We start from the raw sequence: 11,353 nt of genomic DNA on the forward strand, positions 1-11,353 counted from the left end.
CCGGTGCGACGGGAAGACGACCGGCCATCCCCGGGACGCCCGATACCTTACTACTTGTGCTGCGCGATGCGCTGGGTTTTATATCGCCGGGACCCGATACGCCGAACTGACAGGAGCCCCATGTCCTTCACGCTTGCCACCTGGAACATCAACTCGGTCCGCCTGCGCGAGCCGATCGTGCTGAAGCTGTTGCAGGAGGAGGCGCCGGATGTCCTGTGCCTGCAAGAGTGCAAGTCGCCGGTCGAGAAGATCCCTTTGGAGGGGTTCGCGGCGCTGGGCTACAGCCACATGATCGCGCGGGGGCAGAAGGGGTATAACGGCGTCGCGATCCTGTCGAAGCTGCCGATCAGGGATGTGGGCGACAAGGATTTCGCGTCGCTGGGACATGCGCGGCACGTGGCGGGCGAGTTGGAGAACGGCGTGGTGATCCATAACTTCTATGTTCCTGCGGGCGGCGACGTGCCGGACCGCGAGGTGAACGTGAAGTTCGGGCAGAAGCTGGATTACCTGACCGAGATGCGCGATTGGTTCCGCGAGGACAAGCCCGGAAAATCCATTCTTGTAGGTGACCTAAACATCGCCCCGCGCGAGGACGATGTCTGGAGCCACAAGCAGCTTCTGAAAGTGGTCAGCCATACGCCTGTCGAAGTGGAACATATGGGCGATGCGCAGGAGGCCGGGAACTGGACCGATGTCACCCGTGCCGACATTCCGGAAGGGCAGCTTTACAGCTGGTGGTCCTACCGAGCCAAGGACTGGGATGCGGCGGACAAGGGCCGGCGGCTGGATCACATCTGGGCCAGTGACGACATCAAGTCCGCAGCGCATTCCAGCCGTATTCTGAGGGCTGCGAGAGGCTGGGAAAAGCCTTCGGACCATGCGCCGGTCTTTGCGACCTTTGACCTTTAAGCGGACAATGATGAGATCATGTTCACCGCGCTGTCGCAGGCCGAGGAGGTGGACGGGGCGATCCAATCCTTTGCACGGCAGGGCTATGGGGATTCGCTCCACCCGATAGTGGTTAACGTGACCGACCTGGCCGAAAAGTTGCGGCAGATGCAGGCCGCGACAGGGATGGGCCGCCTGCGCCTGGAACATATCCATGACTATGAGGCGCTGGGCGTTGGCTTGCGTGGTGGCGCGGTGGGTCGGGACGTTGATGCTGGTGATGGTGGCGACGGATGCGGCGCCGGGCGCTATCGTGCTGTTTGCAGAGGATGAATTCGTAACCAGGCTGCCCGATGGCGCGGCGGTGGTTGGCGGCGGCGAGGCCCGGGTGGCGGTGCGGGCCGACGTGCCGAGGCTTGGATTGGCGCCTTATCGGGCCGGGGGGCGGGTGGTTCTGCCCGCCGGATTGACGGGGTGTTTGCCGCGGCCCGAGGGCCCGAGTTAATCGATTCGACGGCCCGGAATGCGACGTCGGTATCGGGTCGGTATTCGGGTGGCATCGCGTCGGTGGCATTTTTCGTCCCGGACCAAGCCCCGGTTCATGACCCCGCCGCGCGCACAGGTAACGTCGGCAACGGTGCCGCCCCTTGCAACATGGGGCCGCGTGGGCCATTTAGACGGCAACTTACATGCCCACGCGATGCGGAGGATCCGATGCTTGAACTTGGCGGCCAGACCCAACCCCAAACCGACCTGATCAAGGACGTCACGGAGGCGGACTTCATGACCGAGGTCGTCGAAGCCTCGCAGAGTGTGCCGGTGATCGTCGATTTCTGGGCACCCTGGTGCGGCCCGTGCAAAACGCTGGGCCCGCAGCTGGAGGCGGCGGTCACCAAGGCGAACGGCGCGGTGAAGATGGCCAAGGTCAATGTGGACGAGAACCAGATGATCGCCCAGCAATTGCGGGTGCAGTCGATCCCGATGGTCTATGCCTTCTGGCAGGGCCAGCCAATCGACGGGTTCCAAGGCGCTGTACCGGGATCGGAGATCGATGCTTTCGTGAGCCGCGTGGTGCAGGCCGCCGGCGGCGAGGCAGGCGACTCGGGCCTGGAAGAGGCGATTGCGGCGGCGCAGGAGATGCTGGACCAGGGCGCGGCTACGGACGCGGCGCAGACCTTTGCCGCGATCCTGCAGGAGGACGACAAGAATGCCGCCGCCTATGCCGGGCTGGTGTCGAGCCATATCGCGATGGACGATCTGGATCAGGCCGAGGCGATCCTGAACGGCGCGCCGGCGGAAATTTCCAAGGCACCGGAACTGGAAGCGGCGGCGGCGCAGCTGGCATTGGCGCGGCAGGCCGCGGATGCAGGACCGGTGAGCGAATTGCGCGCCAAGGTCGAGGCCGATCCGGACGATCACCAGGCGCGGTTCGACCTGGCGCAGGCGCTGCACGCGTCGGGCCAGACGCAGGAGGCGGTGGACGAACTCCTGGAGCTGTTCCGGCGTGACCGGGAGTGGAATGACGCGGCGGCCAAGACGCAGCTTTTTACCATCTTCGACGCGCTGAAACCGGGCGATCCGGTGGCGCAGGCGGGGCGGCGCAAATTGAGCTCGATGATATTTGCCTGATGGGCTGCACGGGCTACGTCCCCGAACATGATATTACAGGGTGATCTGCCGGAGGTAATCCCGGTCTTTCCGTTGCCGGGCGCGCTGCTTTTGCCGCGCTCGCGACTGCCGTTGCATCTTTTTGAGCCGCGCTATCTGGCGATGCTCGACGATGCGCTGAAGACGCCGCATCGCCTGATTGGAATGGTGCAGCCGGACCCCGGTGCGCGAGCGGGCGAGCACGGCCTGCACCGGATCGGCTGTGCGGGCAAGGTGACGCAATTTTCCGAAACCGAGGACGGGCGCTACATGATCACGCTGTCTGGCGTGTCGCGCTTTCGCGTGTCGTCCGAGGTGGAGGGGTTCACCCCCTATCGCCGGGCGCAGGTCAGCTGGGACGGGTTCGAGCAGGATCTCGAGCCCGGTGACAGCGATCCGGGCTTCAACCGGGAGTCCTTCATGAATCTTCTGTCGCGCTATTTCGATGCGCGGGAGCTGTCGACCGACTGGGAGTCGCTGAAGGACGCCGAGGACGAGTTGCTGATCAATTCCCTGTCGATGCTCTTGGGGTTCGAGCCGGAGGACAAGCAGGCGCTGCTTGAGGCGCCGAGCCTGTCGACGCGGCGCGAGACATTGGTGACGCTGATCGAGTACGATCTGCGCGGCGGCGACGACAGGGAGATGATGCAATGAGTGACGCGGATGTCGCGGCGCCGGAGTTCGACCGGCACATGCTGGAGGCGCTGATCTGCCCGCAGACGCATTCGGTGCTGGAATACGATGCGGAGGCGCAGGAACTGGTCAGCCGGAACGCCGGGCTGGCCTTTCCGATCCGCTCGGGCATTCCGATTCTGCTGATCGACGAGGCGCGCAGCTTGGACTAGCGGTGTGCGCGCGAGGCGCGCACGCTTGATGTCTAGGCGTCGGCCGGGGGCCGCCGCCTCGGGGCGAGGGGCGGCGTGACACGTTGTTCGATCGGTGTGCGGGTGGTGCCGGCGGAGCCACCGGCGGGGATATTTTGGGCCAGAGGAAGACCAGGGCGGCGCGGTGCGGCGTCAGGTGCGCTTGTGCGCGCGGGTGGCCATTACGTTGCGGCCAAGGGTGAGGGTATAGGCCTCGAGCCGGTGCAAGGCGTTGTCGGCGGCGGTGGCATCCTCGCGCTCCAGCGCGTCCGTAAGGGCGGTGTGCAGGCTGACGATTTCTTCGCGCGAGCGGGCGGTGAAGGTGATCATGTTCATCAAGGGCTGCATCGCTTCAACCGCGCCAGCCAATTGATAGCTGAGCACGGGGTTGTCCGCCGCGTCGACAAGCGCACGGTGCAGGGTCACGTCGGAGGCGCAGAAGGCTTCGCCCGAAAGATCGGGTTGCGACTGGCGGGCGATCTCGATGCGCATGGTGGCAAGGCTGTCCTCGGTGCGGCGCCCGGCGGCAAGGGGTGCGCAGGCGCGTTCGAGGGTGTAGCGGGCCTCGCAGGCGGTTTCGAAGCTGACGGCATTCATCGACAGAAGCAGCGTGGAGGTCGTGATCTGCTGGCTGTAGGCGTCGGTGTAGCTGAGCCGGTTGACGAAGGCGCCGCCGAAGGCGCCGCGCTGGGTGCGGATGAGGGATTGGGCGGCCAGCCGCTTGAGCGCCTCGCGCACGGTGGAGCGGGAGACGCCGAATTGCTCGGACAATTCGGCCTCGGAGGGCAGGCGTTCGCCGGTGATCATGCGGCCTTCGACGATGGCGTCGCGGATCGCCTCGGCGATCTGGGCGGACAAGTCTTGGCGCGGTGTGGCGGGGCTGGCGGTTTTCATTTGTCAGACCTTTAATTGTCTGACATTCATAAGGGCAATCGTGACTCGAACCAAGGGTGTTCTTCGGCATGTCGGCTCTTTCCTTGCGGTCCTTTGCCTGGCTGGCGTTTTTCGCGGCGATCCTGGCGGCGTGGGTGGTGATGTACCTGATGGCGACGGGCATGGACCTGGACCTGATCGGGCGGCCCGGGCCGATGGGCGAGAAGATGCGTTCCATGCAGCCCGGCATGGAGATGGGCATGGGTGGCGGTATGGCGATGGACCGGTTCGGGCCGCTGTTTGTCATGTGGGCCATCATGATGGCGGCGATGATGCTGCCGACCATGGTGCCGACGTTGCGCTGTTACGATGACCTGTGCCGCAGCGCCGATGGCACGACCGCCGGGTGGCTGGGCGTGCTGGCGGGGTATTCCATCGCCTGGGTCGGGTTCGCGGCGGTGATCGCGGGGGTGCAGGTGGCGCTGCTCTATGGCGGGGTGATCGACATGCTGGGGATCGCCAAGTCAACTGCCATTGCCGGCGGGCTGCTGATCGTCGTGGGGGCGTTTCAGTTCACGCGAGCCAAGGAAGTGTGCCACGGGGTGTGCCACAGCCCGATGACCTATTTCCTGGGCCATTGGCGCACGGGCTTTGGCGGGGGCGTGCGCATGGGGCTGGGGCTGGGCGCGTTCTGCGTTGGGTGCTGCTGGGGTTTCATGGCGCTGGGCTTCGTGGGCGGCGTGATGAGCCTGCTTTGGATGGGCCTGGCCACGCTTTTCATGGTATTGGAGAAATTGCCGCAGATCGGGCACCGGGTGATCCGGCCGATGGGTGTGGCGCTGATCGCGGGCGGGGTGGCGGTTCTGGCCGCGCCGCTGGTAACGGGAGGATAGGACATGGCTTTGACACGCCGGAAAGACGCCGACAAGCTGCCGGTGTCGCAGCGTATCGACAACCGGATGGCCAATCCAAAGCGGCGCAAGATGACGCCGACGGAATGGGCGATCAAGGGCGAGCTGTTCCTGAACTGCTCATGCACGGTGTTCTGTCCCTGCGTGGTGAGCCTTGGGGCGCATCCGCCCACCGAAGGGCATTGTCATGCGTGGATGGCGATTGCGATCGACGAGGGCCATTACGAGGGCGAGGATCTGTCTGGTCTGAATGTCGGCCTTCTGGTGGATATTCCGGGGCGCATGGGCGAGGGCAACTGGAAGGTGGCGGCCTATGTGGACGAGCGCGCCAGCGGGAAGGCGTATAACGGGATCCTGCAGATCTTCAGCGGTGCGGCAGGGGGCACGACGGGTCTGTTTACCATGCTGGTGAGCGAGATCATCGGGGCGGAGCGCGAGAAGGTCGAGATCGTGCGCGATGGCAAGAAGCGCGGGCTGTATATCGGGCGCAAGATCCAGGGCGAGATCGAGATGATCGACGGGGCGAGCCCGGATCATCCGGTGATGGTGACGAACTCGAAATACTGGATGGGGCCGGATATCATCGCCGCAAGGGGCACGAAAAGCCGGGTGCGGGATTATGGCCGTGTCTGGGATTTCGGCGGCATGTCGGCGGAGGTCTGTCCGATCGACTGGAAAGGGCCGAAGTAGGGGCGCCTTCGATGATCACACCGGACTATTGCCGCATGATGGCGCGGTACAATGCGTGGCAGAACCGGCAGCTGACCGAGGCGCTGGACGCACAGCCGCTGGAAGTGCTGACCGAGGATCGCGGGGCCTTCTTTGGCTCGATCCTTGGGACGTTGAACCATTTGCTTTGGGGGGACCTGATGTGGATGGCGCGGTTCGATCCGTCGGTCGAGGTGCCGAAGGTCGGCGTGAAGAAGAGCGTGGAGATGCATCCGACGCTGGGGGCGTGGAGCGCGGAGCGGTATCACGTCGACGGCAAGATCGGTCATTGGGCCAATTCTCTGCGGGCGATGGACCTGACCGGCGAGTTGCGGTGGTATTCCGGCACTCTGGGGCGGGACATGGTGACGCCGCGCGCCTTGTGCGTCACGCATATGTTCAACCACCAGACCCATCACCGGGGGCAGGTGCACGCGATGATGACCGCCGCCGGGCTGGAGGCGCCGGTGAGCGACCTGTTTCTGATGCCCGGGGAGGGCTGAGCCGATGCTGGCCTTTGTCCTGGCGCTGGTGGTGATCGTGGCTGTCGCCCTGAGCCCAGAGCGGGGGCGCATGGGCGGGGTGGGGAAGAAACCGGCCAAGCGGGCGTGCAAGTGGAGCGAGACCGGCAACAGCAATGGTCGGTTCGTCGAGTATCGCTGTGCGGCCTGCGGCGTCGCAGCCTATTCCGCCACCGGCGATGCGCCGGTGATCTGCAAGAGCAACCTGAAGGGATCTGTGTGATGCCGATGATTTCCCTGTCGCGCCGGTTGCGGCGCACGCCTTTTTCCGAGGGGGTCGAGGCCGCCGGGGTCAAAGGCTACACGGTTTACAACCACATGCTGTTGCCGACGGTGTTCCGGTCGATCGAGGAGGATTATCGACATCTGAAGGACGCGGTGCAGGTCTGGGATGTGGCCTGCGAGCGGCAGGTGGAGCTGCGCGGGCCGGATGCGGGGCGGCTGATGCAGATGCTGACGCCGCGCGACCTGCGGGGAATGACGGCGGGGCAGTGTTACTACGTGCCCATCGTGGACGAGACCGGGGGCATGCTGAACGACCCGGTGTCGGTGAAGCTGTCGGAGGATCGCTGGTGGATCTCGATTGCCGACAGTGACCTGCTGTATTGGGTGAAGGCCACGGCGCATGGCTGGCGGCTGGATGTGCTGGTGGATGAGCCGGACGTTTCGCCCTTGGCCGTGCAGGGGCCGAAGGCGGAAGAGTTGATGGCACGGGTCTTTGGCGACGGCGTACGCGATATCCGGTTCTTCCGCTTTGGCGTGTTCGACTTCCAGGGGCGCGACATGGTGATCGCGCGGTCGGGCTATTCCAAGCAGGGCGGCTTCGAGATTTATGTCGAGGGCGAAGATATCGGGATGCCGCTGTGGAACGCGCTGATGGAGGCGGGTCGCGACCTGGACGTGCATGCCGGGTGCCCCAACCTGATCGAACGGGTCGAGAGCGGTCTGCTGAGCTATGGCAACGACATGACCGACGATAACACGCCGCATGAATGCGGACTGGGCCGGTTCTGCAACACGCAGAGCGCTATTGGCTGTATCGGCCGTGATGCGCTTTTGCGGGTGGCCAAGGAAGGCCCGGTGCAGCAGATCTGCGCCATTGCCATCGACGGCCCGAAAGTGCCGCCCTGTGACCGGTGGTGGCCGGTGACGGCGAATGGCAAGCGGGTGGGGCGAGTGAGTTCCGCGGCGTGGAGCCCGGATTTCAACACCAACGTGGCCATCGGCATGGTGCGGATGACCCATTGGGACGCGGGCACCGAGGTGCAGATCGAGGCGCCGGACCAGGTCCGGCGCGGGGTGGTGCAGGAAGGTTTCTGGAACTGACACCTGCTTCGGAGGGGGAAGCGAGGGGCCAGCCCCTCGCGCTCCCCGGAGTATTTCGAGCAAGAAAAAGCAGGGGCGGCGTTGGTGCGGCCCCGGCTTTGTTCGCAAACGATGAAAGCGGGTGAGCCTCGCTAAGCAAGACAGGAGAGTGGACATGTTCAACGCATTGGTTGTCGAGAAGGACGAAGAGAGCGGCAAGACCTCGGCGGAGGTGAAGCAGATCGGATTGGACGACCTGCCTGATGGCGAGGTGACGGTCGCGGTCGAGTACTCGACGGTGAACTACAAGGACGGGCTGTGCATCGGGCCGGGCGGTGGTCTGGTGCGGAAGTACCCGCACGTGCCGGGGATCGATTTTGCCGGGACGGTCGAGGAAAGCTCGGACGACCGGTACAGCCCTGGTGACAAGGTGGTGCTGACCGGATGGCGCGTGGGCGAGGCGCATTGGGGCGGCTATGCCCAGAAGGCGCGCGTGAAAGCCGACTGGCTGGTGCCGCTGCCCGAGGGGCTGGACACCCGTCAGGCGATGGCCGTGGGCACTGCCGGGTTTACAGCGATGCTGGCCGTCATGGCGCTGGAGGACCAGGGACTGAAGAAAGGCCCTGTTCTTGTGACCGGGGCCGCGGGCGGCGTGGGCAGCGTGGCCACGGCGATCCTGGCCAAGTTGGGGCACGAGGTGGCGGCTGTCACGGGGCGACCGGAGCAGGAGGAGTACCTCAAGAGCCTTGGGGCCAGCCAGATCGTGCCGCGCGAGGAACTGACCGAAGTCACCAAGAAGCCGCTGGAGGCGGAAGCCTGGGGCGGTTGCGTCGATGCGGTGGCGGGCGCCATGCTGGGCCGGGTGCTGAAGCAGATGGAATATGGCAGCTCGGTCGCGGCGATTGGCCTTGCCGGTGGCGCGGCCATCGAGGGTGCGCTGATCACGCCGTTCATCCTGCGCGGTGTGAACCTGCTGGGCATCGACAGCGTCATGCAGCCCTATGACAACCGGCTGCGCGCGTGGGAGCGGATCGCCAAGGACCTGCCGATGGACAAGCTGGAGAGCATGGTGCAGCCCGCGACCCTGTCGGACCTGCCGGGGTTGGGCCGCGACATCCTGAAGGGCCAGGTGAAGGGCCGCGTCGTCGTCGATGTCAACGCGTGATGATCTGACCATAAGGCTGGTGCGCGAAGGCGATGCCGACGCGCTCTGGCCGATCCTGCGCGACGTGGTGCGCGCAGGCGACACCTATGCCATCGAGCCGGACCTGTCGCAAAGCCGGCTGATGGAATGTTGGTGCGAGGCCCCGCGTGCGACTTACGTGGCGGAATCCGCGGGCGAGATCCTGGGGACCTATTACATCAGGACGAACCAGGCGGGCGGGGGCAGTCACGTTTGCAACTGCGGTTACATCACTGCGCCTGCCGCGCGCGGACGGGGCGTGGCGCGGGCGCTGTGTGAGCACAGCCAGGATGTGGCGCGGGAGCTGGGATATACGGCGATGCAGTTCAACTTCGTCGTGACCAGCAACGAGGGGGCCATCGCGCTGTGGACGAAGCTGGGCTTCGAGACGGTGGGGCGGTTGCCGAAGGCGTTCCGGCATCCGAAGCAGGGGCTGGTGGATGCGCTGGTGATGTTCAAGTGGCTGGGGAGCTGAAGTGGCTTGCTCTCTGCGCGCTCAGTCGAGAGGCGGCGGTTGACGATGAAGTGCTACTTGATCGCGGGCAATTACGGTACGCCGGATTTCCTGGATTACGTGTTCGCGCGTGCACCGGACTATGGTGAGCGGATCCATTATGACGATTATGAAGGCGAGTGGGTTCCCGGCCGTGACATGAAATACGAGCATGGCGGGCCGTTGTCGTATGGTGCCACGGTCAAGGGTGGTAGGTTTACCGACAAGACCCGTGCCGAGTTTCATAAGATCTGGTGCGTGAGCAGGCCCAAGGCAGAGCGGACATTCGATGTCATCAAGCCGTTTGGTGAAAGCCTCAAGGCCATCCCCTTGTTTTCAGGGCGTCTCAAGAACGCGATCGAGGCGGTCGATCCTGCTTTGTTCGAGTTCGTGCGCATGGAGCGCACATGGGATGATGTACACAAGACGCCGATCGCGGGCGGGCCGTTTTTTCTGGCCAATCTTCTGGCGCGCCGGGATTGCTGGGATCAGGACCGCACGCAGATCGGGCCTCAGAAGCGGGGCGACGGCAGCTATTTCAACACGATTTCGGGGTCCGGCCGCGCGGTGCTGCGGTCGCGTGTGGCAGATGCGCTGATCTGGCGTGATACCTTGACCAAAACCGTCGTCTGCACCGATGTGTTCAAGGAGATCGCTGAAGGTGTCGGCTGTAAAGGATGGCGGTTTCGGGAAATCGCCGTGACGGACGACAGGTAGGGCGGTTCCGAGGAGTCCACGACCGGTAATTGGCGCGCGACGGGGCGGACGCAGGCGGGTTGCACCTGGAAGCGCGTGGGTTTTCACCCACCCTACGGCACGGATGGCGTTTCATTTCGGGAAATCATGGGACCGCCGGACCGGGATCCGGGAAATCATGGACCTAAAGGCGGATTCGTGCGAATCGCGCCATGGAATCGCGCCGGATTCGACGGTGGATTCGGTGAATTCGTGCCCTGTGCCCCCGTATTTGGATCGCATTGGAAGAAAATTTTGGGAAAACGTGGGAAAAATGCGCTCGGGTAGGTTCATACCATATATTGTGTTGAGTTTTGCTGGTCCCGCTAAGTTGTGCGTCAAAATGGCTCTTATCGGCACATGATGTTGTTTGAGTTGGGGGCTAAAATCAACATCCTGTAGCTAAACGCATCATTTTTTCATTGAGTTCCATAAAGTACCATGTCATACCTTTAATCACGATGAGGACGGACACAGGGGCACAAAACGACCCCGAATAAAACAAAGACCAGAGCAGGTTTCATACAGGCACCCGCTTCATCAGAACGAAGAGATCCGGCGCGCGGGCGAGCAGACATCCCCCCAGGTGGCGCGCGCAGCTGGACACCCCGCGAGAGCGGGACGAGGGCGGCGGATTGGGCAGTGGCAGCAGCTCAATCCGCCGTTTCGTTTTCGGACGGTAGTTTTTGAAACCGGGGGAACGAGGGACGGGCCGGACAGTGGTTCTGAGCTTCAGAGGCGAGTTCAACCAGAAGGTTGACGGCAAGGGTCGGATGTCGATCCCTGCCGATTTTCGCGCTGTGCTGGCCGATGGCGATCCGCGCTGCCCCGAAACCCCGTTGCCGCGTGTCGTCGTGCTGCACGGGCCGCATCTGAAAAACTGTCTTCACGCCTACACGATCGACGCCATGGCCGAGATCGAGGAGGGCATCCGCAAGCTGCCGCGCGGGTCGGACGCGCGCAAGCGCGCCAGCCGGATGATCCTTGGGAAATCCTGGGACACGGAAGTGGACAAGGACGGGCGCATCGTGCTGCCCCAGCGCCTGCGTCAACAGATCGGCCTCGAGGGTGAGGCGGTGATGGTCGCGATGGGCGACTATTTCGAGATCTGGAACGCGGCCACTTACGAAGAGGTCGAGGCGGCGGAAACCGCGGCCTTCCTGGAAGAACAGGATGGCGATTTCGATCCGCTGACCCTGATCGATCCGCCCGGGGAGGACTGAGCG

The 11,353-nt window shown here is 64.1% G+C and carries 15 protein-coding genes; 14 read left to right on the top strand and 1 reads right to left on the bottom strand.

Features of this window, described 5'->3' with window-relative positions:
- The first annotated feature begins 120 nt into the window (after positions 1-120).
- The 5 genes from FIU86_RS07030 to FIU86_RS07050 all read left to right on the top strand — a co-directional run bounded on the left by FIU86_RS07030 (position 121) and on the right by FIU86_RS07050 (position 3,380).
- Positions 121-909, top strand: a complete 789-nt coding sequence (locus tag FIU86_RS07030) for an exodeoxyribonuclease III (RefSeq protein ID WP_152474424.1) — start codon at positions 121-123, stop codon at positions 907-909.
- A 193-nt stretch (positions 910-1,102) separates the two neighbouring features.
- Positions 1,103-1,393, top strand: a complete 291-nt coding sequence (locus FIU86_RS07035) for a hypothetical protein (RefSeq protein ID WP_152474425.1) — start codon at positions 1,103-1,105, stop codon at positions 1,391-1,393.
- 209 nt (positions 1,394-1,602) lie between these two features.
- Positions 1,603-2,517 (top strand): co-chaperone YbbN, encoded by a 915-nt coding sequence (locus FIU86_RS07040; protein WP_152474426.1) that lies wholly within the window; start codon positions 1,603-1,605, stop codon positions 2,515-2,517.
- A gap of 27 nt (positions 2,518-2,544) precedes the next feature.
- A complete protein-coding gene (locus tag FIU86_RS07045; protein WP_152474427.1) occupies positions 2,545-3,189 on the top strand; it encodes an LON peptidase substrate-binding domain-containing protein in 645 nt (214 codons plus the stop codon).
- Positions 3,186-3,380: a Trm112 family protein gene (locus tag FIU86_RS07050; protein WP_152474428.1), complete on the top strand. Its 195-nt coding sequence runs from the start codon at positions 3,186-3,188 to the stop codon at positions 3,378-3,380. The genes FIU86_RS07045 and FIU86_RS07050 overlap by 4 nt, the downstream gene beginning before the upstream one ends.
- Before the next feature lie 171 nt (positions 3,381-3,551).
- Here FIU86_RS07050 and FIU86_RS07055 read toward each other — a convergent pair whose 3' ends face one another.
- The gene (locus FIU86_RS07055; RefSeq protein WP_152474429.1) at positions 3,552-4,292 is read right to left on the bottom strand and encodes a FadR/GntR family transcriptional regulator; all 741 of its coding nucleotides are present in this window, start codon (positions 4,290-4,292) and stop codon (positions 3,552-3,554) included.
- Between the two features lie 68 nt (positions 4,293-4,360).
- Between FIU86_RS07055 and FIU86_RS07060 the strand changes: the two genes are divergently transcribed.
- The 9 genes from FIU86_RS07060 to FIU86_RS07100 all read left to right on the top strand — a co-directional run bounded on the left by FIU86_RS07060 (position 4,361) and on the right by FIU86_RS07100 (position 11,350).
- Entirely contained in the window at positions 4,361-5,164 is an 804-nt protein-coding gene (locus FIU86_RS07060) for a DUF2182 domain-containing protein (RefSeq protein ID WP_152474430.1), read from the top strand.
- Positions 5,165-5,167: 3 nt separating this feature from the next.
- A complete protein-coding gene (locus FIU86_RS07065) occupies positions 5,168-5,872 on the top strand; it encodes a DUF1326 domain-containing protein (protein WP_152474431.1) in 705 nt (234 codons plus the stop codon).
- Between the two features lie 11 nt (positions 5,873-5,883).
- Positions 5,884-6,393, top strand: coding sequence for a DinB family protein (locus FIU86_RS07070; RefSeq protein WP_152474432.1), 510 nt, complete (start codon positions 5,884-5,886; stop codon positions 6,391-6,393).
- Between the two features lie 4 nt (positions 6,394-6,397).
- Positions 6,398-6,634, top strand: a complete 237-nt coding sequence (locus tag FIU86_RS07075; protein WP_152474433.1) for a hypothetical protein — start codon at positions 6,398-6,400, stop codon at positions 6,632-6,634.
- Positions 6,634-7,737 (top strand): dimethylsulfoniopropionate demethylase, encoded by a 1,104-nt coding sequence (locus FIU86_RS07080; RefSeq protein WP_152474434.1) that lies wholly within the window; start codon positions 6,634-6,636, stop codon positions 7,735-7,737. Before FIU86_RS07075 ends, FIU86_RS07080 begins: the two co-directional genes overlap by 1 nt.
- Before the next feature lie 154 nt (positions 7,738-7,891).
- Positions 7,892-8,881, top strand: a complete 990-nt coding sequence (gene acuI / locus FIU86_RS07085; protein ID WP_152474435.1) for an acryloyl-CoA reductase — start codon at positions 7,892-7,894, stop codon at positions 8,879-8,881.
- Positions 8,868-9,374 (top strand): GNAT family N-acetyltransferase, encoded by a 507-nt coding sequence (locus FIU86_RS07090; protein WP_152474436.1) that lies wholly within the window; start codon positions 8,868-8,870, stop codon positions 9,372-9,374. Before acuI ends, FIU86_RS07090 begins: the two co-directional genes overlap by 14 nt.
- Positions 9,375-9,419: 45 nt before the next feature.
- Entirely contained in the window at positions 9,420-10,109 is a 690-nt protein-coding gene (locus FIU86_RS07095) for a DUF1629 domain-containing protein (protein ID WP_152474437.1), read from the top strand.
- Positions 10,110-10,846: 737 nt separating this feature from the next.
- Entirely contained in the window at positions 10,847-11,350 is a 504-nt protein-coding gene (locus tag FIU86_RS07100; RefSeq protein WP_152474438.1) for a division/cell wall cluster transcriptional repressor MraZ, read from the top strand.
- Positions 11,351-11,353 lie beyond the last annotated feature (3 nt).

The sequence above is a fragment of the Roseovarius sp. THAF9 genome, assembly GCF_009363715.1.
Classification (GTDB): Bacteria; Pseudomonadota; Alphaproteobacteria; order Rhodobacterales; family Rhodobacteraceae; genus Roseovarius.